The following is a 22,628-nucleotide window of genomic DNA, read 5'->3' on the forward strand; positions in this document are numbered from 1 at the left end:
CAATGGCTGCCATTGCCGAACTGCCGCTGACCGGGCTCATCGTTGTCGATATGAGCCAGTTCTTGTCCGGCCCCTACTGCTCGCTGCGACTGCTCGACCTCGGCGCTCGCGTCATCAAGATCGAACGGCCGGATGGCGGCGACCTGTCGCGCCGACTCTATCTCAGCGACACCGAGATCGGCGGCGATTCCACTATTTTCCACGCGATCAACCGTGCCAAGGAAAGCTTTGCCATCGACCTCAAGGACAAGGCCGATCTTGCGGCACTGCGCGGCCTGCTGGCCAGGGCTGACGTGCTGATCCAGAACTTCAGACCCGGCGTCATCGAACGACTGGGCTTCGATTATGACGCGGTGCGCAAGATCAATCCGCGCCTGGTCTACGCCTCGATCAGCGGCTACGGCGAGGAAGGCCCATGGGTCAAGCGGCCCGGGCAGGATCTGCTGGCGCAGGCCCGTTCCGGCGTCATGTGGCTGAACGGCGACGAGGACCAGGGGCCGGTGCCCTTCGGCCTGGCGATCGCCGACATGCTGGCGGGTTCGGCCGCCGCGCAAGGCATCCTCGCCGCACTGGTGCGGCGCGGTGTGACCGGCAAGGGCAGCCATGTCGAGACCAGCCTGCTCGAAGCGCTGGTCGACTTCCAGTTCGAGGTGCTGACCACGCATCTCAATGATGGGCGCCGGCTGCCGCGGCGGTCGAGCTTCCGCAGCGCACACGCCTATCTGTCGGCGCCCTACGGCGTCTATCCGGCCAAGGACGGCTATCTGGCGATCGCCATGACGCCGATCTCGAAACTCGCCGATCTCCTCGGGCTCGAGGAACTTGCGCCCTACCGCGATCAGCCGTCGACCTGGTTCACTGCCCGCGACGAGATCAAGGCGATTATCGCGCAAAAAATCGCGACGAAAACGGTCGACGAGTGGCTTGCCATCCTCGAACCTGCCGACATCTGGTGCGCCAAGGTTTTGACCTGGCCGGAAATGATGGCCAGCGAAGGCTTCCAGGTTCTCGACATGCTGCAGACGGTGACGCGCGAGGATGACGTTTCGATCCTTACCACGCGCTCGCCGCTCAGGGTTGACGGCATCCGCGCCAAGGTCGAGCGGGCCGCGCCACGCATCGGCGAGCACAGCGCAAAAATCCGCGCGGAGTTCGGGCTGTGAGCGACGTCATGCTCAAAGGCATGACCTGGAGCCATCCGCGCGGCTATGACCCGATGGTCGCCTGTTCGGCGCTGTGGAAGGAACGGACCGGCGTCACTATCGAATGGGACAAGCGCTCGCTGCAGGATTTCGAGTCCTTTCCGGTCGAGGAACTGGCCCGCGCCTATGATCTGATCGTCATCGACCATCCGCATGTCGGCCGGATCACCGCCGAGAACTGCCTGACGCCGCTCGATATCGCCGGCCGGGAAGCCGAACGTAAAGCACTTGCGGCGGGCAGCGTCGGCCGGTCCTATGCCAGCTACAACTGGCAGGGCCGGCAGTGGGCGTTTCCGATCGACGCGGCCAGCCAGGTGCAGGCGTGGCGGCCCGACATGCTCTCGGCTGCGCCGGCGAGCTGGGCCGATGCGCTCGATCTGGCGCGGCAGGGCCGCGTATTGTTGCCGCTCAGGCCGCCGCATTCGCTGATGGTGTTCTACACGCTCGCCGGCAATCTCGGCCGGCCCGCCGGTGAAGGCCCGGGCGACCATGTGGATCCTGCAATCGGCAAGCAGGTTTTCGAGATGATGCGCGAGATCGCGGCCCTCGTCGACCCGGCCTGTCTTGGCATGGACCCGATCGCGGTTCTTGAGCAAATGGCCGGATCGGGATCGCGGATCGCCTGTGCGCCGCTGATCTATGGCTATGTCTCCTACGCCATCGCCGGATTCCGGCCCAGCCGCGTTGTTTTCGCCGATATCCCTGCTGCGGGCAATGTCGGTCCCAAAGGCTCGGCGCTCGGCGGGACCGGCATCGCCGTGTCGGCCTTTTCGAAGGCCAGGCGGGCCGCCATCGACTTCGCTTACTGGATCGCCAGCGGTGACGTGCAGCGCGGCCCTTACGCCTCGGCCGGCGGCCAGCCCGGCCATGCGGCAGCCTGGGCGGATGCCGCCGTCAACGCCGCCACCGGCAAGTTCTACGTCGCCACCCGAGCCACGCTCGAAGGTGCCTGGGTCAGGCCGCGGCACGACGGCTACATGGCCTTCCAGCAGGCGGCGTCAGATCGCATCAATCTTGGCCTGAGCGAAAGGCACAATGCCGCTCGCGTCGTTGCCGATCTCAATCGCCTGTTTCGGGAGAGCTTTTCGACTCAGGTGTCCGGCGTTGCCGGCGGAGGAGCCTGAAACAACCGAACGGAGGAGAGCCTGCGCTCAAGACGTTTCGGGCGTGATTGCTGGATTGCCGACCGAACTGAAGGCGCAATATGACGGCGCGCCGCAGAAGGTGCTGCCGTCGGCCTGGGCGGCACCTGGCCTGGTCATCGTGCTCCTGGTTTCGCTCTACGGTCGCGAGCGGCACATGTCGGCGACCATCTGAGGCCGTCTATTCGTTTTAGCCGCATTTGTGCGACGCCAAGTGATTCCACTTGGCTGCAAAATGCTCTACAAACTCCACAGCCGCTTGGCGTTGCCGGAGAGCAGCTTTTGCCGTTCATCGTCGCTGGTGCCGGCAAGCAGCGCGTGCGTTGCCGCAATCCAGGTCGTAAGCCCACCGCCGAGCGTGCAGACCGGCCAGTCGCTGCCCCAGACGACGCGATCCCAGCCGAAGCATTCGATGGTGTGCTCGACATAGGAACGCAGCGTTTCGACAGTCCAGGATCCGGCATCCGCATAGGCGACCACACCGGAAATTTTGCCGGCGACGTTCGGGCGCCGCGCGATCTCCGCCATGTGCTCGCGCCAGGGGTGCTCGGCACCGCCCTTGATGTCGGGCACGCCGCAATGGTCGAGCACGAACTGGACATCCGGCGCGAGGTCGGCGAGTGCGATCGCCTTGGGGATCTGGTGCGGCAGGACGACGAGGTCGAAGGTCAGGCCGGTGCCGGCAAGCCGCTTGACGTTTTCACGAAACAGCGCGCCTTCCGACAGTTCATCCGGCATGACGTGCAGCACACGCCGAAAGCCCTTGACGAAAGGATCGGCGCGCTGGCGCTCGAGATAGCCGGCAAAGCCCGGCTCTTCCGGACGGCAGGAGGCGATTGCACCGCGTAGCAGGCTGCCCTTCTGCTGCGACAGCGTTTTCACATGGCTGGTCTCGGCCTCGATGTCGGCAGGATCGACATCGACCTCCATGTGCAATGCGCCCTCGATGCCGGCACGGCGGGCCTGGACTGCATATTCGTCGTAGGAGAAATCGCGGTTGAGCGCCGGCACGCCGGCCAGCCAGGGATAGCGCAGCGCGGACTGGTCGATCAGGTGCAGATGAGTGTCAAAGATCATGGTGGCGCGCTCCTCCTTGGCGACTTCGCGATCATCTCACGGAGAAATTCTTCATTCAAATAAGAATTCATCGCGATTGCTTGACGGTCGATCCCGCCAGTTGGGACAGCTTTTCGGTCGCTGCCAGCAGCAGCTCAATCGTCCTCGTAATGTCGGGCGCCTTGGGTGCGTTGACCAGGGTTATGTAGGGGATCGACAGCGCGGCGATTGCCCTGCCGTCCGAGCCAAGAACCGGTGTCGACAGGTTGAAGACACCGGCGGTCTGCATCGATGCCATCATCTCGTAGCCGCGTTCCCGGATCTGGTCGAGGCGGGCAAAGAACTCCGGCGATTGCGGCGGCTTGTCGGTGCTGCGCAGATGTTCTGAGATCATCATCTGCCGCTCTTCCGGCGGGCGGAACGCCAGCAGCACATGGCCGGAGCCGGTGTCGAACAGGCTGATATGCGAACCGACGCGGATCGAGATGCCCCAGTAATCCGGCGCTTCCTGCTGGGCAATCACCACGGCGGAGCCGCGATCGAAGACGACCAGCTGATTTGCCTGCTGTGTGGTCTCGGCCAGCTCGCGCATCAGCGGCGTCGCATAGGAAACCAGCCGTCGCACCGGCGCGTGCAGCTGCGCCAGACCAAACAGCTTGAGCGTCAGCGAGTAACGGTCACCATCCGGCCGCGTGACATAGCCGCGCCGCACCAGCCGGTCCAGCATGCGATAGAACTCGTTCGGGCTGCGGTCGAGCTTCTTGGCGATTTCCGCCTGCGTCAGGCCGCCATCGACACCGGCCAGCAGCTCGAGGATGTCGAGCCCCTTGTCCAGCGCTGGGGCTCGATAGCGGTCGTCTTCCTCGTCCTCTGCCATTCCGCCTCTCCAGTGAATTGCATTTTTCATATACGCATAACGGTATTGCTTCCGAAAGAACTTTCGGCTTGACGATCGCATGAATGTTTTGTTTGTATATGAATGAAGCTGCCGATCGACCTCACTACGCGATCGATGCAGGCTCTTGGGAGGATACCAATGACGAAACTGTTCTGCGGCCTGTCGGCCGGCGTAACGCTGCTCGCACTTGGTGCGAGTGCTGCCCTTGCTGCCGACCTGCCAGGCAAATTCGACGGCGTCACCATCGACGCCAAGCTGATCGGCGGCCAGCAATATGAAGGGCTCTACGCGCGCATCGGCGAATGGGAAAAACTGACCGGCGCCAAGGTCAACGTGATCTCGAAGAAAAACCACTTCGAGCTCGACAAGGAAATCAAGTCGGACATCGCCTCCGGCAGCATCAACTGGTGCGTTGGGTCGAACCACTCGTCCTTCGCGCCGCAGTATCCTGATATCTACACCGACCTCAACAAGCTGCTGCCGAAGGAGGAGATCGACGCCTTCGTGCCGTCGACGATCAAGGCCTCGACGCTCGACGGCAAGCTGGTGATGCTGCCGCGCGCGCAGTTCGACGTGTCGGCGCTCTATTACCAGAAGAGCCTCTACCAGGACGAAGCCAAGAAGGCCGCCTACAAGGCCAAGTACGGCAAGGAGCTGACACCGCCCGACACCTGGGACGAGGTCGCCCAGCAGGCGGAATTCTTCGCCAGCCCGCCCGATTTCTACGGCACCCAGTTCGCCGGCAAGGAAGAGGCGATCAACGGCCGGTTTTACGAGATGCTCATCGCCGACGGCGGCGAATACCTCGACAAGGATGGCAAGCCGGCCTTCAACTCGGAAGCCGGCGTGCACGCACTCGACTGGTTCGTCAATCTCTACAAGGCCAAGGCGGTGCCGGCCGGCACCACCAACTATCTGTGGGACGATCTCGGCCAGGGCTTTGCCTCAGGCACCGTCGCCATCAACCTCGACTGGCCGGGCTGGGCAGGCTTCTTCAACGATCCGAAGTCGTCGAAGGTCGCCGGCAATGTCGGGGTGAAGGTGGCGCCGAAGGGATCGGCCGGCATTCGCACCGGCTGGTCGGGGCACCACGGATTTTCGGTCACCGAAAACTGCGCCAGCAAGGAGGCTGCGGCGTCGCTGGTCTGGTTCCTGACCAATGAGGACAGCCAGAAACTCGAGGCGGCAAGCGGCCCACTGCCGACCCGCACGGCGGTGTGGGACTGGGACATCCAGCAGGCGGCAAGCGATCCCTATAAGAAGGAAGTGCTGGCGGCTTTCCAGGAAGAGGCACAGCACGCTTTTGCCGTGCCGCAGACACCTGAATGGATCGAAATCTCCAACGCCGTCTATCCCGAATTGCAGGCCGCCATCCTTGGCGACAAGACCTCCAAGCAGGCGCTGGACGACGCTGCCGCCAAGGCCACCCAGATCCTCGAGGACGCAGGCAAGCTTTGATCATTCAACCAAGGGGGCGCCGCGCTCATTGAAGAGCGGCGCCCGAACTTTTTTCGAACCATGCGCAACACGCTGTGTCTTGATCCCAGCTCGCCAATGGCGGCCTTCGGTGTCCGGGCACCAACCAGAACCGGATCGCCATGAAAGGCTGGAGACCTTCGCCGCCATTGCTGCTCCTGCTGCCGGCGGTGATCGTGCTGGCGGCGGTGGTGGTGGTGCCGTTGCTGCTGTCGCTCTATTCCAGCTTCACGCCGTTCCGGCTGACCAGGCCGGAGACGTTCTGGGTCTTCATCGGCGCACGCAACTACGTCGCCATCCTGACCAGCCGCGCTTTCTGGGTCGCCTTTGCCCGCACCGTGGTGCTGCTGACGGTGGCGCTCAACCTGGAAATGCTGATCGGGCTAGGGCTGGCGTTGCTAGTGGAAAAGGCATCGCGCGGCCAGCGGGTTCTGCGCACCATCATGATGTTTCCGATGATGTTTTCGCCGATCCTGGTCGGCTTCCAGTTCAAATTCATGTTCAACGACAATATCGGCCTGGTAAACAACACCCTGCAGGGGCTCGGCCTGACCGACCGCGCCATCCCGTGGCTGATCGACGGCAATCTCGCCTTCATCGCCATCCTGACCGCCGAGATCTGGTCGTCGACCTCGGTGTTCGCGATTCTGATCCTTGCCGGGCTGCTGGCGATGCCGCGCGAACCGGTCGAGGCGGCCCGCGTCGACGGCTGCACGCCGTGGCAGACATTCCGCTATGTCACCTGGCCGTTCATCATGCCGTTTGCTTTCATCGCCATGACCATCCGCTCGCTCGACGTCGCGCGCGCCTATGACATCGTCAAGATCATGACCGACGGCGGTCCTGCCGGCCGCACCGAACTGGTCTGGACGCTCGTCGCCCGCACCGCCTATGGCGATGCCCGGATGGGAATGGCCAATGCCATGGCCTATTTCTCGATCCTGCTGTCCATCCTGTTCACCGTCTATTTCTACCGCAAGCTTGCCGCGGCGCGCACGCAGATCGCGGCGGAGTGGTGAGGATGGACCAGAACAGCCTGCATCGCGTCGGCAACAAAGCGCTCGGCATCGTTCACGGCATCGGACTGTTCCTGGCCATGCTGGTCATCTGCCTGCCCGGCATCTGGATCGTGCTGTCGTCGCTGCGGCCGACCGTCGAGATCATGGCCAAGCCGCCGGTGTGGATCCCGCAGCAACTCTCGCTCGATGCCTACATAGCCATGTTCAGCGGCGTCGGCCAGGGCGGCATTCCGGTGCTCGACTACTTCCGCAATTCGCTGATCATCTCGGTGACCTCGACGGTGATCGCCATCGTTATCGGCATGGCCGGCGGCTATGCCTTTGCGCGCTACCGCTTTCGCGCCAAATCGGCGATGTTCCTTGGCCTGATGCTGACGCGCACGGTGCCTGGCATTGCGCTGTCGCTGCCGCTGTTCTTCGTCTTTGCGCGGCTCGGCATCATCGACACGCATTTCGGGCTGATCCTGGTCTATGTCGCGCTCAACGTGCCCTTCACCGTCTGGCTGATCGACGGCTTTTTCCGCCAGGTGCCGAAAGACCTCGCCGAGGCGGCGCAGATCGACGGCTGCACGCGCTGGCAGGCCTTCTGGCAGGTCGAGTTTCCGTTGGCCGGGCCTGGCATCGCCTCGGCCGGCATCTTTGCCTTCCTCACCTCCTGGAACGAGTTCGCGCTCGCCTCGCAGCTGACACGCTCGATCAACTCCAAGACCCTGCCGGTCGGCCTGCTCGACTATACGGCCGAATTCACCATCGACTGGCGCGGCATGTGCGCGCTGGCCGTGGTTATGATCATACCGGCGCTCACGCTTACCTTCATCGTCCAGAAACATCTCGTCGGCGGCCTCACTTCCGGCGCGGTGAAAGGCTGACATGGCAACTGTATCGCTCAAGAAACTCACCAAGAGCTATGGTCCGGTGGCGGTCGTGCACGGCATCGACCTCGAGGTCGCCGACCGCGAGTTCATCGCGCTGGTCGGGCCGTCCGGCTGCGGCAAGTCGACAACCCTGCGCATGATCGCCGGCCTCGAGGCGATCAGCGACGGGATCATCGAGATCGGCGGCCGCATGGTCAACGACCTGCCGCCGCGCTCGCGCAACATCTCGATGGTGTTCCAGTCCTACGCGCTCTATCCGCATATGACGGTGCGCGAAAACCTCGGCTTCTCGCTGAAGATAGCCGGCGCCGCGAAGGAAGAAATGGACCGTCGCGTAGCCGAAGCGTCCGGCATTCTCGGCCTCGACCAGTTGCTCGACCGCCGGCCGTCGCAGCTGTCGGGCGGACAGCGCCAGCGCGTCGCCATGGGTCGCGCCATCGTGCGCGATCCCGACGTCTTCCTGTTCGACGAGCCGCTTTCCAATCTCGACGCCAAGCTTCGGACGCAGATGCGCACCGAGATCAAGAAACTGCATGCCAAGGTCCGGTCGACGGTGATCTACGTCACCCACGACCAGGTCGAAGCGATGACATTGGCCGACCGCATCGTCATCATGCGTGACGGGTTCATCGAGCAGGTCGGCACACCCGACGAGGTCTTCCGCCGGCCGCAGACACGCTTCGTCGCCGGCTTCATCGGCTCGCCGCCGATGAATTTGCACGAGGCTGACGTCGACGACGGACAGCTGCTGTTCGCCAGCGGCGAGAGACTGCCTCTGCCCAGCCAGTTCAAGGCAAATGTCGGTACCGGCGACAAGGTCGTCTTCGGCTTGAGGCCGGACGACATCTATCCGACGGGACACGGCATCAGCTCCGGCGAAGATGTCGACGTCCACCAGGTGGAACTGCCGGTGACCGTCACCGAACCGCTTGGCAACGAGACGCTGGTGTTTGCCGAATTCAACGGCAGCGACTGGGTATCCCGCATGCTCAATCCAAAGCCGCTCAACGCCGGCGACCGGGTCAAGATGAGCCTGGACCTGTCGCAGGCCCATCTGTTTTCTGCCGAAACAGGCAAGACATTGCGAGGTTAAAACATGGCAAAGATCGAGAAGGTCGAACTGCGCATGGTCGACTTGGTGCCGAAGGTCAAGCGCACCGATGCCATCCAGAGTTTTGTCAGCCAGGAAACACCGATCGTCACCATCACCGACGCCGACGGCGCGGTCGGCACCGGCTACAGCTACACGATCGGCACCGGCGGCTCCTCGGTGATGCGGCTGCTGGCCGACCACCTTGCGCCGCGGCTGATCGGCCGCGACGCCGACATGATCGAGGCGATCTGGCGCGAGCTGGAGTTCGCCACCCATGCCACGACGATCGGCGCGATCACGGCAATCGCGCTGGCGGCCATCGACACTGCGCTTTGGGATCTGCGGGCGAGGAAGCAAAACCTGCCGCTGTGGAAGCTTGCCGGCGGCGCCAAGGACCGCTGCCCGCTCTACACCACCGAAGGCGGCTGGCTGCATATCGAAACCGAGGCACTGGTCGAGGACGCGCTGGCCGCCAAGGCCAAGGGGTTTCGTGGCTCGAAGGTCAAGATCGGCAAGCCGCACGGTTCCGAGGATCTTGCCCGGCTGACGGCGGTGCGCCGGGCGGTTGGAGACTCCTACGAGATCATGACCGACTGCAACCAGGGCTTTTCTGTCGACGAGGCGATCCGCCGGGCCGAGCGCTTGCGTGAACTCGACCTCGCGTGGATCGAGGAACCGCTGCCGGCCGACGACATTGACGGCCATGTGCGACTGTCGAGTGCCACATCGACGCCGATCGCCATCGGCGAGTCGCTCTATTCGATCCGGCATTTCCGCGAATATATGCAAAAGGGCGCGTGTTCGATCGTGCAGGTCGATGTCGGTCGCATCGGCGGCATCACGCCGTGGCTGAAGGTGGCGCATGCGGCGGAGGCGTTCGACATACCGGTCTGCCCGCATTTCCTGATGGAACTGCATGTCAGCCTGACATGCGCCGTTCAGAACGGCAGATATGTCGAGTATATTCCCCAGCTCGACGAGCTGACCGGCACGAAAATGCGTATCGAGGACGGGCACGCGCTGGCGCCGGACGAGCCCGGCATCGGCATCGACTGGAACTGGGATGCGATCAAGTCGAAGAGCATAGCGGAATTCACCATGGCGATAGTGAAATAGGAGGCGGACATGCAGCGAATGGGAATGGTGCTCGGTCTCAAGCCGGAGAAAGTCGCCGAGTATGTGCGGCTTCACGCTGCCGTCTGGCCGGACGTCCTCAAGATGATTTCCGCCTGCAACATCAAGAATTATTCGATCTATCTGAGGGAGCCGGAGCACCTTTTGTTCAGCACCTTCGAGTACCACGGCACCGACTATGCCGCCGACATGGCGAAGATGGCTGCCGATCCCACGACGCAGGAATGGTGGGCGCTGTGCATGCCATGCCAGGAGCCGCTGCCGACCCGCAAGGAGGGCGAGTGGTGGGCGTCGATGGACGAAGTCTTCCATTATGACTGATGACATTTTCGATCCTGCCTCGCTTTCCCAGGCCTGGGCACAACCGTCAAAGCCCAGGCCGATCGTGATTTTCGGCGCCGGCTCGATCGTCGGCGATGCGCATTTCCCGGCCTACGGGAAAGCCGGTTTCCCGGTTGCCGGGCTTTTCGACCCCGACCTGGCCAAGGCGGAAAAACTGGCGCAGAAATGGGGCGTCACCGCTTACCGGTCGCTCGAGGAAGCTGCGTCAATCAAGGACGCCGTATTCGACCTGGCGACACCGCCGGCCCATCACGTCGGCGTGCTCAGGGCGCTGTCCGATGGTGCGGTGACGCTGATCCAGAAGCCGATGGGCAGCGACCTCACCGAGGCGACCGAGATCCTCGAAATCTGCCGCTCCAAAAACCTCAGGGCCGCTGTGAATTTCCAACTCCGTTTTGCGCCGATGATGCTGGCGCTGAAGGATGCGATCGCCAAGAGCTGGCTGGGCGAAGTGGTCGATTTCGACGCATGGCTGGCGCTGGCGACACCCTGGCAGCTCTGGGAATTCCTGTTGCAGGCGCCGCGTGTCGAGATCGCCATGCATTCCATCCATTATCTCGACCTGATCCGCCAATTGCTCGGCGATCCCAAGGGGGTTCACGCCAAGACACTCGGCCACCCCGGCCATAAGGTTGCGCAAACGCGCACCAGCGCGATCCTCGACTATGGCGACACCGTGCGCTGTGCACTGTCGATCAACCACGATCACAAATTCGGTCGAAAACACCAGGCCTGCGAATTCCGCATCTGCGGCACCGAGGGCGCCGCTTACCTCAAATTAGGCGTCAACCTCGACTATCCGCGCGGCGAGCCGGATATTCTCGAAATCTACCCCAAAGGCGGCAAGGACTGGATTGCGGTTCCACTCGTCGGCTCATGGTTTCCGGACGCCTTTGCCGGCCGCATGGCGAATGTCCAGCGCTACGCGTCGGGCGAGGACGCCGAGCTTGTCAGTTCCGTCGAGGACGGCTGGAGCACCATGGCGCTGGTCGAAGCCGCCTATCAATCGAGCGCGGCGCCGGCAACACCGATAGTGGCGAGGCCCTGACATGGAGCAGACGATCTACTTCGAGGACTACCAGATCGGGTCGTCGCGCATGACCAGCGGGCGCACCATCACCGAGACCGACTTCGTCGTCCATGCCGGCCATACCGGCGATTTCTTTCCCCACCACATGGACGCCGAGTTCATGAAGACGACGCCGTTTGGCCAGCGCATCGCCCACGGCACGCTGGTCTTTTCGGTCGGCGTCGGACTGACGGCAAGCGTCATCAACCCGGTTGCCTTCTCCTATGGCTACGACAGGCTGCGCTTCATCAAGCCGGTGTTCATCGGCGATACGATCCGGACCCGCACCACCATCTCAGCTAGGGAAGACGATCCGAAGCGACCCGATTCAGGCCGGGTCATCGAGCGCTGCGAGGTGATCAACCAGCATGGCGACGTGGTGTTGGTCACCGACCACATCTACATCGTCGAGCGTCGCGACAAGCCGAGCAGAGCCTCGACGGATGGCGCTGAAACCTAAAGACAAAAAACCCGCCTTGCGACGGGTCCTCGGTGCGAATCACCACCATACGCAAACTAGTAGCATAGCTGCCAGCACAAAGCAAGAACAAAATGTGGCGCTGTCGGCAAAAATGCACATTCACTCTTCGCCCGTTCCCGTCTTTATCCGCTTGCCGAGGTCGCGCTCAGGGGGCGCCTGCCCCGGACCGTAAGCTGGAACTGTCGACAGGCAGCGGATGGTGCCGACATCGGGAATTGGTCATATCCGGTTGACCGGATATACCGGCTTGCCGCCGCGCAGGACCGCTGCGACATCGGCAAACACCTTGTTGCGAACCTCCGCGTAAGACTGGGTCGAGTAGTGCGCCGCGTGTGGACTGACCAGGACGGTGTCCAGCGCCAGCAGCGGATTGTCGGGCGAAGGCGGCTCCCGCTCGAAAGTGTCGATGCCGGCGCCAGCCAGATGGCGACGCCGGATCAGATCCGCCAAGGCGACCTCGTCGACGAGGCCGCCGCGGGACACGTTGATGAGTATCGCCCTTTCCTTCATTCTCGACAGGGCTTGCGCCGACATGATGTTTCTGGTCTCCGGTGTCGCGGGAACGTGCAGCGAGACGATGTCGGCGCTGGCAAGCAACTCGTCGAAGCCGACCGGTTCAGCACCACCGGCCGTGATGCGCTCGGCCGGCATGTACGGGTCGTAGGCGATGATGTGGTAGCCGAAGACACGTGCCCGCTCGGCAGTCAGGCGCCCGATCTGGCCGAAGCCGATCAGGCCGATGATCTGCCTGTCGGGCCGTGTGATGCCGGCGCCATCGGTCATTGCAGCCCAACGGCCGGCGCGCACGGCGCTGTCGAACTGCTTCAGCTTGCGCGTCAAGGCCAGGATCAGGGCCATGGCGTGGGTGCTGACTTCCACCAGATTGGCGTCCGGCACGTAGGTTACCTGAACACCGGCACGGCTGGCGGCCTCGACGTCGATCGAATCGAGCCCGACGCCGAACCGTCCGATGACCTTGAGCCTCTTCAGTTCCGCCAAAACGCGAGCCGTTAGCGGCTCGCGCAATACCATCAATGCGTCGGCGTCGCGGCAGTGTTCGATCAGGGCATCTTCCGTGAGCAGCGTCTTTTCGACAAACTCGGCGCCCAAGCCGTCGAGGTAGCGCAACTGCTCTTCCTCGACTGACAACACGCCGTCGGTCTTGATGATCTTCATGCCAAACTCTTGCTATGAGGCGCTGCGCGCCGACGCGACACCGGCGGCAAGGCCGGCGCCGAGAAACATCGTGTCGCTGGCCAGCACGTGGAAGCTGATGCCGTGCCGCGACCATTTGCCGACATCATCCGCCGAAGGGCGAAAGATGCCGACGGCCTTGCGGGCCGTGCGCGCCGCGGTCGCGATCCTCATAATCGCGGCATTGAGCTTGTCCTGGCCGGCCGGCCCCATGGCGTCGATCGAGACCGATAGGTCGCCGGGGCCAATGAAGACCACGTCGACGCCGTCGACCTGGACGATGTCGTCGATGTTGGCGAGGCCTTCCGCCGTCTCGACCTGGATGGCGACCGTCAGGACCTCGTTGGCCGATTTGAGGTAGTCCGGAATGCTGTAGCCATAACCGGCGGCGCGGCCTGGGCCGACACCGCGTGCGCCGACCGGCGGGTAACGGCAGGCCATGACCGCCATGCGGGCTTGCTCGGCCGTGGAGACGCGCGGCACCAGGACGCCCGACGCGCCGGCGTCGAGCGCGGCCGCGATCCACTCCGGCGTGTGGCCGGGAACGCGCACCATCGCGGGAACCTTGTGGACATCGGCGGCGCGGATCAGATCCTCGAGCCGTTCGCGGCCGATCTGCGAATGCTCCCAGTCGATGCACAGGAAATCGACCCCGCTCGCGGCCGCCACTTCGACCGCCACAGGGTGCGGGATGGCGCAGAAGGTGCCGATGAGGCGATCGAGAGAGATACATTTCTTGCGAAAGTCGTACATGAAATCTCCAGAAATTTTCGGCGTCGGCAAACCCTGTTTGCCTACGAGGCCCTTGACGAAGGATGCACGGCTTCCGTCGACATCGGAAAATGCCGGCTGCCGCCTGAAAACGGCGGAAAAGTCTTGTAGTCGGCGCGCATCTCCAGCCGCGCCGGCGATTGCAGCGCGTGCGTCAATGCAGCGGGACTGTCGAACATGACGCGATTGCGCTGCATATAGTCGATCCGCGGCCAGGGCAGCGAACCGCACCAATCCAGTCGCGACAGAACCTCGATGTGGCGAATGCCTGGGAAGCCCCGCATCAGTTGCGGATGATGCGTCACATAGTGGTGGAGCCAGACATTCATGTCTTCGGCCGGCCCGGGATAGTGGACAAGATAGCTGCAGGGCAGCCCGAACGTCTTGACGCCAGCGTCATCGACGGGAAACGGACGCACGCACATTGCCTGTTGCGTCGGCCTCGAACCGGCGATGCTCGACAGCATACCAGGTGCGGCAAGTGCCTGCAGATGGCCGGACGGCGCCAGCGCCGCCTCCATGTCCGCCAATTCGTCGAAATAGAGCTGGAAGCCAAAGACCGGCGGTGGACCATCGTTGTTGAACATGTCCGTCGCCACTTCGGGCAGATAGATGTTGGCAAGCGCAAGACCCGGGGTCGACGCAATCACACGCCGCACAGCGTCAACGTCTTCACCGGCGGTGGCCAAATTTGCCTCGCGGTCGTCATGGAAGAAGGCAAGATAGGCAAAGCGCATGTGGAGACCCTCTGGATCGAGTTCGGCTAGATCAAATTCGGAAGAAAGAGAGCGATCTGCGGAAAGAGGACAATCAGCAGGATCAGCAGAAGCGTCAGCGCGATGTAAGGCGCCGCTGACATGGCAACCGTTTTGAGCGACGTGCCTTTCGGCGCGACACCGATCATGATGAACAGCAGCAGGCCAAACGGCGGCGTGGTGAAGCCGACCTCGTAGGCGAGCAGCAGGATCAGCCCGAACCATACGGGCTCGTAGCCGAATTGCTGGGCGATCGGCAGGAAGATCGGCAGCGTGATCAGCATCATCGAGACCTGATCCATGAACATGCCGAGCAGCAGGATGACGAGCACCATCATGAGCAGCATGGGATACGGTCCAAGATCGTAGCCGACGATGAACTGGATAAAGCCGTTGGAGGCGCCGGAGAAGGCGAATATCTGCGAGAACGTCGTCGAAGCCGAGATGATCAGGAAGGTCATGCCGGTGACCTTCATCGCATCGTCCAGCGACTTCCAGACAACCGACCAGCTGAACCGTCGGTAGACAAACAACAAGGCGAAAACGGCGGCACAGCCCAGTCCCGCCGATTCCGTCGGCGTCGCTATCCCAAGGATGATCGTGCCGACCACCATGAACACGATAACGCTCATCGGAATGATGTTGACGGCGACCGCCCTCACCTTCTCGGCCGCGGGAACGGCGGGCACCGGATAGTGCGGAGCGGCGTCCGGGTCGATCTTCGTCTGGGCGAAGATCAGCGCTGCGTACATGACAACGAGCAGCAGCCCGGGCAGAGCCCCCGCTATGAGCAGCGCGCCGACATCGATCTGGGCAAGCGAGCCGAGCAAGACGGCCAGCGAGGATGGCGGGATGATGACGGCAAGGCTTCCGGCGCCAAGCACCGGGCCGTAGGCCATATGCGGCTTGTAGCCCCGCTTCAGCATCTCGGGCACCATCAGCGAGCCCATCATGCCGGTATTGGCGAGGCTCGAGCCCGACAGCGCGGAAAAGATCGTGCCGGCGGCGAGGACGACATAGGCGAGGCGTCCGCGCAGATTGCCGATGCACAGGTCGAGCGCATAGATGACCTTCTCGCCGAGGCCGGAGCGGAAGAACAGGCTGCCCATGACAAGAAACATCGGCAGCGGGGCAAGCGCGTAGGTCGAGACAGCGTCGGAGAAGTTGGCGACCATCTGCGTCACGCCGATCGAACCGCCGAAGAACAGGTACAGCCCGATCACATTGGTGACGAAGAACGCGAAGGCGACCGGCAGCCCCAGTCCCATCAACACCAGGATGGTGCCAACGAGCACGGCGAATGGAAACAGCCAGGCCACCGGTCAGAGCCCTTCCATTTCCAGAGGATCGAGCGTGTACAGCGTGTCACGGCCGAGCAGATATCTGAGCCATTCCAGCGCCGAGAGGTAGAAGGCGAGCATGATGGGCAGAAAGACCAGCCATTTCGGCATGTCGAAGCTGCGCGTTTCATATTCGCCGCCGGCCACGGCACTGGTCAGGGACGACAGAGCGACGCTGCCGAGGTAGAGGCTGACGGCAATGCAGGCGAGATAGACCAGCTTTTCAAGCACCGCCCGTGCCCGCACCGGCAGCGCCTTGCGCAGGAACTCGACGAAGACATGGCCCTTGCTGTGGACCAGCCAGGGCATCGGCAGAAATGCCGCGTAAAGCAGGCCGTATTCCGTCGCGGATACTGCCCAGGCGAGCGGCCTCAGGCCCAGATTGCGGACGCATACATCAGCAACCACCGCGACAATGATGAGGCCAAGCACCACTTTTGCCGCCGCCGCCAACGCAAGGCTCAGCTTCCCAATCGCTGCAAACAATCTGTCCATGCCCGACGACCCTCATGTCCACCGTTGTCCTTGGCCAGCTTTGACGGAGGGCGCACAAGGCAACCCTCGGCTCGGGCTACTGAAAGAATTTCTTCAACTGATCGATGTTGGTGGGATCGCGTTTGGCCATTCTCGCCCAGCTCGCCTGCATGGCAGCCGCTAGGAATTTGTCGCGCCCGGCGCCGGTCAGGCTGACAACCTTCTGCCCGCCGTCGATCATCGCCTGTGCCTGTTTTTCGGATTCGGCAAGGTTGGCGTCATAGCTCGCGCGCTCGTATTCGTCGGCCGTGTCGGCAAGCAGCTTCTGCGCCTCGGGCGACAGCGTGTCCCATCTGGCCTTGTTGATCGAGATCAGCACGTCGGTTTTGAAGAATTGCGGATCGACGCGGTATTTGGTGAATTTGTCCCAGCCGAAGGATGCATAGCCAAATACGGTATAGGCGTTGGCATTGACGACGCCGCGCTCGAGCGAGGTATAGACATCCCCCGGCGCTTGCACGATCACTGTCGCGCCCAGGGATTCGAGGAAATCGCGATAGAGCGGCGACGAGCGGATCTTCAAACTGCCCCAGTCGATGCTGCCTTCGCTGTTGAGCTTGGGTTCGTCGACGGTGAAGACGTTGAAGCCCGAGCCCGCGTCGACATGCGCCAGCAGATGGGCATTGGCCTTCTTCTCGAAAATCCCGCTGATGAAGTCCCAGCCGCCATTGTCGCGAACCTCCCAGGGCGTCTTCGTCGATGCGGAGAAAACCTCGCCTTCGGGCACGAGTTCGAGAAACTGCCCTGCCGGTGTGTCGATCACATCGATCAGGCCGCTCCTGAGCGCCGCGCCCTGCTGGATCGGCGGAATGACCTCCGGCCCGCCACGCACGTTGATCTGGACCACGCCCTTGCCCTTTTCGTTCACCTTCTGAACGAACTTCAGGAAGCTCTGGGCGTAGCCGTTCTGCGTCGGCGTAAAATGCACAGCGTTGAGGACGACCTCTTCGGCCATGGCGATACCCGCCACACCCGACATGAGTGCAGCCAGAACAAGGGATTTCCAAATGCGCATTGCCGTATTCCCTCCGATAGATTCACTTCGCCGGAGCCCATCATCGGGCCGATCTGAAATTGCACGCTTCGCCGCCACACGAACGGCGGTTAGTTGACATCATCTCCTACTGTCAGGAACCGCCCATGCGCGTAGAAGACCGGCGATCGGTGAGCGCGATCCAGCGCAACGCCCGAGACGATGCCGATGACGATCATGTGCGACGCCCGCACGATGATTTCGGCCACCCGGCATTCGAACATTGCCCGCGCGCCGACAAGCAAGGGCGCGCCGGTTTCGCCGCGCACCCATGATCCGGCCGAGAACCGCGCGGCGCCCTTGGCTTTGGTCATGCCGCCAAAGGCACGCACAACGTTCTCCTGGTCACCGGCGGGAAGATTGACCGAAAAAGGCAAACCTTCGCGAATGGCCGAGGCAAAGGTGCTGCCGCGGTTGACACAGGCAAGCAGCGAAGGCGGCTCGGCACTGAACGAGCAGAGAGCGGTCGCCGTGATGCCGCAAAAGCCGATCTCGTCATGCTCCGACGCGAGGATGGCGACGGAGCCCGCCACGGCCCGCATAGCCTGCTTGAACGCGCGCGGATCGATGGCGTTGTGCCCATCCACCCATAGCGTCGGAATGGCGGCGGCCGGCATCAATTTACTCGCAGCCCGGCCTGGCGCATCAGCGGCAGCACGCGGTCGCAGAAGAAGGGCAGTTCGTAGGTGTAGTTGACGAATGTGAGGGCGGCGCCGGAATAACCGTGTTCCATGATCTCGGTGAGGTCGTCGACGATCTTTTCCGGCGTGCCGATGAGCGGGAACGTCCCGGCACCGCCGGCGAACCTTTGCCGATATTCGGTGAAGGCCTTCGCGTCATGCGAGTTCGCGAATTCCTTCTTCTTGCGCATATGCTCGTCGACGGCACCCTCGTCCGCGCATTCGAGCGCGTAGTGCCGGTAGTAATCCTCGGCTTCCCGCTGGGTCTCCCGGCAGACGACGTGACAGACCGTATAGACGCCGACTTCGCGCCCGACTTCGGCCGCGCGGTTGGTAATGTCGACCACATGGGCACGTCCGTCGGCAATTTCGGAAAACGTCGAAAACAGATAGTCACAGTGGCGCGCCGCATAGTTGCGCCCCGGCGCGCCGAACGCGGCGTTCATGGTCACCGGTCGTGGCACTTGCAAGCTTGGCGGGCGGCTAACGACACTCTTCAGATCATAGAACTCGCCGCTGAAGTCGAACGGCTCCCTCGATTGATAGGCACGCACGATGATGTTGATCCATTCCTCGGCCTGATCGTAGGTCCGCTCGCCGACCGTCTGCCCGAACATAGCGAACTCGTCCGGGTTCCAGCCGCAGACGATGTTCAAGCCGGCACGCCCGTTGGAGATGTGGTCGACCGTCGCAAGCGCTTTGGCAGCCTGCAGCGGATGAACCAGCGGCACATGCACCGTCATGAACAGGCCGATGTTTTCCGTGGCGACAGCAAGACCCGCCGCCCAGGTGAACGTCTCGAACGACCATTCCCGCACATGCGTCAAACCGCCGAAGCCGCGCCAGCGGGCGATCGGCAGCAGAAACTCGAGGCCGGCGCGGTCGGCGATGCAGGCGGAATTGAGGTTGTCTTCCCAGCGGGCACGCCAGCGCTCGGGAACGGTGGTCATTGCCAGGCCGCCATCGGCGTTCATGGAAAAGACGCCGAGCTTGAACCTGTTCGGCCCTTTCAGCGGGTGCTGCTTCCTGGTCATGGTTTCCCCCGCTGCGACATGCTCTCACCTTCACCTGTGGAATTTTGAGACGGAGGGCTCAGCTTCATGAAACGCTCCTCGGCGTTCTGAATGAAGTGGGTCATGCGGTCGTAAGCGGCGACGGCGTCGCGCTTGACGAACGCCTCATAGATTGCGCGCATGCCGGCCACGACGACGGCCTGCGTCGGCTGGTGCGACAGCGTCCTTAAACGGACGACGAGGACATGATCGGCGAACCTTGCAATGGTTTGTGAAAGGCGCTCGTTCTCGACAGCGCCGAGCCAGCAATTCCTGAATGCCGAATTGGCCTGGAAAAAGCGGTCGGCATCGCCGGCGGCGGCCGCAGCCTCCGCCTCCCGAAGCGCGGCCGCAAGCGTCTTGAGGCCAGCGGCGTCGAGTGTCCGCGCAGCGTGTGCGGCGGCCCGCGGCTCGAGCAAGCGGCGGACCTCGAAGATGTCGGCGACATCCGTTGCGGTAAGCGTGGGCAGCGTGAAGCCGCGTGTGGTGCCGACGAGATAGCCCTCATGCACCAACTGCATCAAGGCGTCGCGGACAGGCATTCTGGAAATACCGAGCTGGGCGGCAATGTCGACATCTACGAGCTTCTGGCCAGGCGCCAATTCGCCATGCTGTATGGTCAGACGGATTTGTTGATAGACCTGGGCACGCAGATTGCCATCGCCAACCCGTTTGAGCTCTATCGTTTCCGTCATCCACGCCTTCCCCTGCGAAGATTTCGTATATCGTTTGAGGCTGGTGTTCTCGCAGTGATCGTTGAAATGCAGCTACATATCGAGAGAATTCGACCTGCAGGCCACGTTCCAATGCGAAGTGGAGCACAGGCTGGATCGCCTGGCAAGATGTTTTAAGTTTATAATGTATACTGTTTAGGTTCGTTGTCCGGAGGGCAGAGGGTCACGCCATCCGTGCGGTCGCGCCGCGCGACGCGGGGAGAGCCAGCGATCCGCGCGGTTCGGTAAAAAACGTACAGACGTTTTCCCGTGACACATCGAGGCTGCGGATTTAACTAAAAATACTTGCGATCTGCGCGTGCCGGCACGCCCACCCGATCCCCTCGCCGGTGCGCATTACTGGATCGCCCGCCGTATCGAAAGGTGCGGCGGGCTTTTGGTTTCGTTTGGCGGGGAGGCGCTTATGCGAGACTTGCCTAGGGATATCGACGCAGACGTCGTGATCGAAATCAGCAAGCTGCTCGACGACCGGGCGAAGTCCGTGCCGGTGCCGGTGCACAAGCTGGCGGCGATGATCCGGCTGGGCGTCGAGACGCGTCTGACCAATCACTCCATCGAAGAGCTGATCGTAGAGATGGCCGCGACGCGAGGGCTTCCGATGCTGTTTGATTTGCCGGCGGCAAATGTCGACAATGTCGTTCCGTTCGCCTCGGCGCGCCGTCCCCGCTGAAATTTCAGCTCGAGCCACCGATCTTCGCGTCGCCACCCGATTTCACTTGCCCTGATGCGCAGGCCGGGTGTCGCCTTTCTTTTCGGGGTCGTGGGTATGGTGGCTGTCGCGTTCGCCGCCGCCACCGGAGACCTTGCTGTGGCTGCGCCGGTCGGAATCGGCCGGCGGCTTTTCGACGCTCAGCGGCTTCTTGGCGTTTTCGTGCGCCGCGCCGGGACCACCCTGGCGGATGCTGGCAGGAGTCTTCTTCGACGTGGACATGACCTAGCGATCCTGGACGTTGCCTTGATGGGTGGTGTTGACCTTCGTATTGCCTTGCTGGCCCTGCTTGTCGGGATCCGGCACGGTCGATTGGCCGTGCGGTGCTTGGTCGGCGGCTACCGGTTTTTTGTCACCGGCTCCTTTTGGGCTCAGATTCTCCGGTGGAACAGGGGGAGGTTTTGTGCTCATGGCGTTTCTCCTTCCGCCACCCAAACAAGCGGGTCGGGAGAAAAGTTCCAGATGGCCCGGTCCGAACGGCAATTGCTGCGAATAGCCGGGCCAGCAGGCCGTGGCGTGGGCCGGCGGAAGGCCTGCGCAATCCAGGATTATTTCTTGATGATGGTTCCGTTGTTCAGATCGAAGGCCTGGGCACCGAAAGCCTGTTTATAGAAATCCTCCTGCAGCTCGCCCCATTCGCCGAGATAGGCGCCGCAATTGCTGCAATAGATCGGCGTCGAATCCTTCGGGTCGTCGGGAATATCCATCAGGATCGTCCCGCACGCCTTGCAATCGAGCTTGTCATCCAAACGGCGGCTCATCGGCCGATAATTGCGCGTTTTCGGCCCCGCGCCAACTGTCGTTTTCGTACGCAGCCCCGATGGCACGTCTTCCAACTTGCAACGGACCCCAGGCTAGCGTTCCGCCGGATTTCCGAAGGTCGGATCTCGCCGCCTCGAATACGTCCCCACCCGCGGCAGCTCGTCTGGAAAGTCGACCCAGGGCAACCTCATGTCCCAGTATGCATGGGCCTGTGGCGGAAACCGTTCGGGGTGATCGAGAAAGCCGATTGCCAGATAGAGTTCGTCGGGCAACCCTTGGTCGACATAGCCGATCGATGTCCCGCAATCCGCGCAGAAGGACCGGAGCACGCCGGAGGTTTTCGAAAAGGTCCTCGGCGTGCCGGTGAGCAACGTGAATTCGGAAGGCCGATAACCGACCCACACCGTCAGAGGGCTTCCTATCGCCTTGCGACAGTCGTCATCGTGATCGGAGCAAATCCAGAAAGGCTCGCCGCGCATCTCCGCCGTTATGGCGCCGCAAAAACAGGAGCCCGTTTCAGTTCGTGGCATTGGTTAACTTCATTACTGGACCGGCCTTCATTGCTGGCCTGGCATTTCGGTATTTTCCTTGGGGTTCTTCTTGATGCCGGCGGCAGGCGAGGTATCGGCCGGAGCATTGCCACCCTGGTTCTGTTCAGGGGCTCTTTTGAGCGGCGAGGTTTGCCAGCCCATATCGCCGTACAAAAAGCCTATGAGAAAGCCGACGATGATGATGGCCGAAATCACCATCGCAATTAACGCGTTACGTCGCTCCATTTCGCGCGGCTCCTTTCTTCGAGCCGAACAAACGATGGCGGAAATGGTTCCGGAAGGCCTCGACCCGGAATCGGCGGCGGCAGGCTGGCACCTCGCTGCCCCACCGACAAGCCGCTGGATGGAAAAGGCGGGCCCGCTGGAATGACAGGAATTCAGCCGGCGCGCGCGAGTTCATCTACGGCATTCAAAATCGCACTTTGGCTCGCCGGCTTCTGCACGATCCTGCAAGCGCGGAACCCGGCTGGAATTTCGCGTTCGCCGTACCCGGAGAGGAAGGCGAACGGAACACCGCGCGTTTGCAACGCTTCCGCGATCGGATAGCTGGTTTCGTCGTTCAACTGGATATCCAACAACGCCGCGTCGATGCCGCCTTCGCCAACGAGCCGAAGTGCTGCCGTTACCGACGAAACCGGTCCAACCACCTGATGGCCGGCTTTGCGCAGGTAAGCCGCCGCGTCGTCGGCGATCAGCCATTCATCCTCGACGATCAGCACACGCACC

General features: G+C 62.5%; 29 protein-coding genes. 12 read left to right on the forward strand and 17 right to left on the reverse strand.

What is annotated here, in order from left to right; all coding sequences use genetic code 11:
- Positions 1–2: 2 nt before the first annotated feature.
- The 3 genes from NKH17_RS00410 to NKH17_RS00420 are packed head-to-tail and all read left to right on the forward strand — an operon-like array spanning position 3 to position 2,519.
- Positions 3–1,163 carry a CaiB/BaiF CoA transferase family protein gene (locus NKH17_RS00410; protein WP_352476495.1) on the forward strand — a complete coding sequence of 387 codons (1,161 nt, stop codon included), beginning with the start codon at positions 3–5 and terminating at the stop codon, positions 1,161–1,163.
- A gap of 20 nt (positions 1,164–1,183) precedes the next feature.
- Positions 1,184–2,326 carry an extracellular solute-binding protein gene (locus NKH17_RS00415; protein ID WP_352897937.1) on the forward strand — a complete coding sequence of 381 codons (1,143 nt, stop codon included), beginning with the start codon at positions 1,184–1,186 and terminating at the stop codon, positions 2,324–2,326.
- 43 nt (positions 2,327–2,369) lie between these two features.
- Positions 2,370–2,519, forward strand: coding sequence for a hypothetical protein (locus tag NKH17_RS00420; protein ID WP_254818770.1), 150 nt, complete (start codon positions 2,370–2,372; stop codon positions 2,517–2,519).
- 65 nt (positions 2,520–2,584) lie between these two features.
- On the opposite strand, the gene NKH17_RS00425 is transcribed toward NKH17_RS00420, so the two are convergent.
- Both NKH17_RS00425 and NKH17_RS00430 read right to left on the reverse strand, forming a co-directional pair.
- A complete protein-coding gene (locus tag NKH17_RS00425) occupies positions 2,585–3,421 on the reverse strand; it encodes an amidohydrolase family protein (protein WP_352897824.1) in 837 nt (278 codons plus the stop codon).
- Between the two features lie 67 nt (positions 3,422–3,488).
- Complete coding sequence (locus tag NKH17_RS00430) at positions 3,489–4,277, reverse strand: IclR family transcriptional regulator (RefSeq protein WP_352451570.1); 789 nt, start codon at positions 4,275–4,277, stop codon at positions 3,489–3,491.
- Positions 4,278–4,436: 159 nt separating this feature from the next.
- On the opposite strand from NKH17_RS00430, the gene NKH17_RS00435 reads away from it, so the two are divergent.
- The 8 genes from NKH17_RS00435 (at position 4,437) to NKH17_RS00470 (ending at position 11,766) form a co-directional block, all read left to right on the forward strand.
- Positions 4,437–5,756: a type 2 periplasmic-binding domain-containing protein gene (locus NKH17_RS00435; protein ID WP_352897826.1), complete on the forward strand. Its 1,320-nt coding sequence runs from the start codon at positions 4,437–4,439 to the stop codon at positions 5,754–5,756.
- A gap of 140 nt (positions 5,757–5,896) precedes the next feature.
- Complete coding sequence (locus NKH17_RS00440) at positions 5,897–6,793, forward strand: carbohydrate ABC transporter permease (protein WP_352645280.1); 897 nt, start codon at positions 5,897–5,899, stop codon at positions 6,791–6,793.
- 2 nt (positions 6,794–6,795) lie between these two features.
- Complete coding sequence (locus NKH17_RS00445) at positions 6,796–7,662, forward strand: carbohydrate ABC transporter permease (protein WP_352465970.1); 867 nt, start codon at positions 6,796–6,798, stop codon at positions 7,660–7,662.
- Position 7,663: 1 nt separating this feature from the next.
- A complete protein-coding gene (locus NKH17_RS00450) occupies positions 7,664–8,761 on the forward strand; it encodes an ABC transporter ATP-binding protein (protein ID WP_352897828.1) in 1,098 nt (365 codons plus the stop codon).
- Positions 8,762–8,764: 3 nt separating this feature from the next.
- Positions 8,765–9,877: a mandelate racemase/muconate lactonizing enzyme family protein gene (locus NKH17_RS00455; RefSeq protein ID WP_352897830.1), complete on the forward strand. Its 1,113-nt coding sequence runs from the start codon at positions 8,765–8,767 to the stop codon at positions 9,875–9,877.
- A 9-nt stretch (positions 9,878–9,886) separates the two neighbouring features.
- Positions 9,887–10,216: an L-rhamnose mutarotase gene (locus NKH17_RS00460; RefSeq protein WP_023676093.1), complete on the forward strand. Its 330-nt coding sequence runs from the start codon at positions 9,887–9,889 to the stop codon at positions 10,214–10,216.
- Positions 10,209–11,285: a Gfo/Idh/MocA family protein gene (locus NKH17_RS00465; protein WP_352897832.1), complete on the forward strand. Its 1,077-nt coding sequence runs from the start codon at positions 10,209–10,211 to the stop codon at positions 11,283–11,285. Before NKH17_RS00460 ends, NKH17_RS00465 begins: the two co-directional genes overlap by 8 nt.
- A 1-nt stretch (position 11,286) precedes the next feature.
- Complete coding sequence (locus NKH17_RS00470; protein ID WP_352897833.1) at positions 11,287–11,766, forward strand: MaoC/PaaZ C-terminal domain-containing protein; 480 nt, start codon at positions 11,287–11,289, stop codon at positions 11,764–11,766.
- A gap of 240 nt (positions 11,767–12,006) precedes the next feature.
- On the opposite strand, the gene NKH17_RS00475 is transcribed toward NKH17_RS00470, so the two are convergent.
- The 9 genes from NKH17_RS00475 to NKH17_RS00515 all read right to left on the reverse strand — a co-directional run bounded on the left by NKH17_RS00475 (position 12,007) and on the right by NKH17_RS00515 (position 19,841).
- On the reverse strand, positions 12,007–12,963 hold the full coding sequence (locus NKH17_RS00475; protein WP_352897835.1) for a C-terminal binding protein: 957 nt from the start codon (positions 12,961–12,963) through the stop codon (positions 12,007–12,009).
- Positions 12,964–12,975: 12 nt separating this feature from the next.
- The gene (locus NKH17_RS00480) at positions 12,976–13,734 is read right to left on the reverse strand and encodes an HpcH/HpaI aldolase family protein (RefSeq protein ID WP_352897837.1); all 759 of its coding nucleotides are present in this window, start codon (positions 13,732–13,734) and stop codon (positions 12,976–12,978) included.
- Between the two features lie 41 nt (positions 13,735–13,775).
- Positions 13,776–14,489 carry a hypothetical protein gene (locus tag NKH17_RS00485; protein WP_352897839.1) on the reverse strand — a complete coding sequence of 238 codons (714 nt, stop codon included), beginning with the start codon at positions 14,487–14,489 and terminating at the stop codon, positions 13,776–13,778.
- 26 nt (positions 14,490–14,515) lie between these two features.
- Positions 14,516–15,826, reverse strand: a complete 1,311-nt coding sequence (locus NKH17_RS00490; RefSeq protein ID WP_254818782.1) for a TRAP transporter large permease — start codon at positions 15,824–15,826, stop codon at positions 14,516–14,518.
- A gap of 3 nt (positions 15,827–15,829) precedes the next feature.
- A complete protein-coding gene (locus NKH17_RS00495) occupies positions 15,830–16,342 on the reverse strand; it encodes a TRAP transporter small permease (RefSeq protein WP_352897841.1) in 513 nt (170 codons plus the stop codon).
- A 76-nt stretch (positions 16,343–16,418) separates the two neighbouring features.
- Entirely contained in the window at positions 16,419–17,396 is a 978-nt protein-coding gene (gene dctP, locus NKH17_RS00500) for a TRAP transporter substrate-binding protein DctP (protein ID WP_352897843.1), read from the reverse strand.
- An 89-nt stretch (positions 17,397–17,485) separates the two neighbouring features.
- Positions 17,486–18,031: a flavin reductase family protein gene (locus NKH17_RS00505; protein WP_352897845.1), complete on the reverse strand. Its 546-nt coding sequence runs from the start codon at positions 18,029–18,031 to the stop codon at positions 17,486–17,488.
- Positions 18,031–19,128, reverse strand: a complete 1,098-nt coding sequence (locus tag NKH17_RS00510; protein WP_352897847.1) for an LLM class flavin-dependent oxidoreductase — start codon at positions 19,126–19,128, stop codon at positions 18,031–18,033. Before NKH17_RS00510 ends, NKH17_RS00505 begins: the two co-directional genes overlap by 1 nt.
- Positions 19,125–19,841 (reverse strand): GntR family transcriptional regulator, encoded by a 717-nt coding sequence (locus tag NKH17_RS00515; protein ID WP_352804456.1) that lies wholly within the window; start codon positions 19,839–19,841, stop codon positions 19,125–19,127. Before NKH17_RS00515 ends, NKH17_RS00510 begins: the two co-directional genes overlap by 4 nt.
- 442 nt (positions 19,842–20,283) lie before the next feature.
- On the opposite strand from NKH17_RS00515, the gene NKH17_RS00520 reads away from it, so the two are divergent.
- On the forward strand, positions 20,284–20,550 hold the full coding sequence (locus tag NKH17_RS00520; protein ID WP_352505406.1) for a hypothetical protein: 267 nt from the start codon (positions 20,284–20,286) through the stop codon (positions 20,548–20,550).
- A 42-nt stretch (positions 20,551–20,592) separates the two neighbouring features.
- On the opposite strand, the gene NKH17_RS00525 is transcribed toward NKH17_RS00520, so the two are convergent.
- The 6 genes from NKH17_RS00525 to NKH17_RS00550 form a co-directional block, all read right to left on the reverse strand.
- On the reverse strand, positions 20,593–20,811 hold the full coding sequence (locus NKH17_RS00525; RefSeq protein ID WP_352590409.1) for a hypothetical protein: 219 nt from the start codon (positions 20,809–20,811) through the stop codon (positions 20,593–20,595).
- A gap of 3 nt (positions 20,812–20,814) precedes the next feature.
- The gene (locus NKH17_RS00530; RefSeq protein ID WP_254818788.1) at positions 20,815–21,000 is read right to left on the reverse strand and encodes a hypothetical protein; all 186 of its coding nucleotides are present in this window, start codon (positions 20,998–21,000) and stop codon (positions 20,815–20,817) included.
- 137 nt (positions 21,001–21,137) lie between these two features.
- On the reverse strand, positions 21,138–21,338 hold the full coding sequence (locus NKH17_RS00535) for a hypothetical protein (protein ID WP_352645260.1): 201 nt from the start codon (positions 21,336–21,338) through the stop codon (positions 21,138–21,140).
- Positions 21,339–21,443: 105 nt separating this feature from the next.
- Positions 21,444–21,881: a GFA family protein gene (locus NKH17_RS00540; protein ID WP_352505410.1), complete on the reverse strand. Its 438-nt coding sequence runs from the start codon at positions 21,879–21,881 to the stop codon at positions 21,444–21,446.
- 27 nt (positions 21,882–21,908) lie between these two features.
- On the reverse strand, positions 21,909–22,127 hold the full coding sequence (locus tag NKH17_RS00545; protein WP_254818791.1) for a hypothetical protein: 219 nt from the start codon (positions 22,125–22,127) through the stop codon (positions 21,909–21,911).
- Positions 22,128–22,279: 152 nt separating this feature from the next.
- Positions 22,280–22,621, reverse strand: coding sequence for a response regulator (locus tag NKH17_RS00550; protein ID WP_352505411.1), 342 nt, complete (start codon positions 22,619–22,621; stop codon positions 22,280–22,282).
- Between the last annotated feature and the right edge of the window lie 7 nt (positions 22,622–22,628).

Origin of the sequence: Mesorhizobium sp. M1334 (assembly GCF_040317995.1) — a bacterium.
Taxonomy (GTDB): domain Bacteria; phylum Pseudomonadota; class Alphaproteobacteria; order Rhizobiales; family Rhizobiaceae; genus Mesorhizobium.

Excerpts from the sequence above, each read along its gene's own strand:
- NKH17_RS00510 (WP_352897847.1), bottom strand. The coding sequence starts at position 19,128 with ATGACCAGGAAGCAGCACCCGCTGAAAGGGCCGAACAGGTTCAAGCTC.
- NKH17_RS00545 (WP_254818791.1), bottom strand. The coding sequence starts at position 22,127 with ATGGAGCGACGTAACGCGTTAATTGCGATGGTGATTTCGGCCATCATC.
- NKH17_RS00515 (WP_352804456.1), bottom strand. The coding sequence starts at position 19,841 with ATGACGGAAACGATAGAGCTCAAACGGGTTGGCGATGGCAATCTGCGT.
- NKH17_RS00450 (WP_352897828.1), top strand. The coding sequence starts at position 7,664 with ATGGCAACTGTATCGCTCAAGAAACTCACCAAGAGCTATGGTCCGGTG.
- dctP (WP_352897843.1), bottom strand. The coding sequence starts at position 17,396 with ATGCGCATTTGGAAATCCCTTGTTCTGGCTGCACTCATGTCGGGTGTG.
- NKH17_RS00440 (WP_352645280.1), top strand. The coding sequence starts at position 5,897 with ATGAAAGGCTGGAGACCTTCGCCGCCATTGCTGCTCCTGCTGCCGGCG.
- NKH17_RS00430 (WP_352451570.1), bottom strand. The coding sequence starts at position 4,277 with ATGGCAGAGGACGAGGAAGACGACCGCTATCGAGCCCCAGCGCTGGAC.
- NKH17_RS00425 (WP_352897824.1), bottom strand. The coding sequence starts at position 3,421 with ATGATCTTTGACACTCATCTGCACCTGATCGACCAGTCCGCGCTGCGC.
- NKH17_RS00415 (WP_352897937.1), top strand. The coding sequence starts at position 1,184 with ATGACCTGGAGCCATCCGCGCGGCTATGACCCGATGGTCGCCTGTTCG.
- NKH17_RS00445 (WP_352465970.1), top strand. The coding sequence starts at position 6,796 with ATGGACCAGAACAGCCTGCATCGCGTCGGCAACAAAGCGCTCGGCATC.
- NKH17_RS00480 (WP_352897837.1), bottom strand. The coding sequence starts at position 13,734 with ATGTACGACTTTCGCAAGAAATGTATCTCTCTCGATCGCCTCATCGGC.
- NKH17_RS00410 (WP_352476495.1), top strand. The coding sequence starts at position 3 with ATGGCTGCCATTGCCGAACTGCCGCTGACCGGGCTCATCGTTGTCGAT.
- NKH17_RS00525 (WP_352590409.1), bottom strand. The coding sequence starts at position 20,811 with ATGTCCACGTCGAAGAAGACTCCTGCCAGCATCCGCCAGGGTGGTCCC.
- NKH17_RS00470 (WP_352897833.1), top strand. The coding sequence starts at position 11,287 with ATGGAGCAGACGATCTACTTCGAGGACTACCAGATCGGGTCGTCGCGC.
- NKH17_RS00520 (WP_352505406.1), top strand. The coding sequence starts at position 20,284 with ATGCGAGACTTGCCTAGGGATATCGACGCAGACGTCGTGATCGAAATC.
- NKH17_RS00465 (WP_352897832.1), top strand. The coding sequence starts at position 10,209 with ATGACTGATGACATTTTCGATCCTGCCTCGCTTTCCCAGGCCTGGGCA.
- NKH17_RS00435 (WP_352897826.1), top strand. The coding sequence starts at position 4,437 with ATGACGAAACTGTTCTGCGGCCTGTCGGCCGGCGTAACGCTGCTCGCA.
- NKH17_RS00485 (WP_352897839.1), bottom strand. The coding sequence starts at position 14,489 with ATGCGCTTTGCCTATCTTGCCTTCTTCCATGACGACCGCGAGGCAAAT.
- NKH17_RS00505 (WP_352897845.1), bottom strand. The coding sequence starts at position 18,031 with ATGCCGGCCGCCGCCATTCCGACGCTATGGGTGGATGGGCACAACGCC.
- NKH17_RS00540 (WP_352505410.1), bottom strand. The coding sequence starts at position 21,881 with ATGCCACGAACTGAAACGGGCTCCTGTTTTTGCGGCGCCATAACGGCG.
- NKH17_RS00455 (WP_352897830.1), top strand. The coding sequence starts at position 8,765 with ATGGCAAAGATCGAGAAGGTCGAACTGCGCATGGTCGACTTGGTGCCG.
- NKH17_RS00530 (WP_254818788.1), bottom strand. The coding sequence starts at position 21,000 with ATGAGCACAAAACCTCCCCCTGTTCCACCGGAGAATCTGAGCCCAAAA.
- NKH17_RS00475 (WP_352897835.1), bottom strand. The coding sequence starts at position 12,963 with ATGAAGATCATCAAGACCGACGGCGTGTTGTCAGTCGAGGAAGAGCAG.
- NKH17_RS00495 (WP_352897841.1), bottom strand. The coding sequence starts at position 16,342 with ATGGACAGATTGTTTGCAGCGATTGGGAAGCTGAGCCTTGCGTTGGCG.
- NKH17_RS00460 (WP_023676093.1), top strand. The coding sequence starts at position 9,887 with ATGCAGCGAATGGGAATGGTGCTCGGTCTCAAGCCGGAGAAAGTCGCC.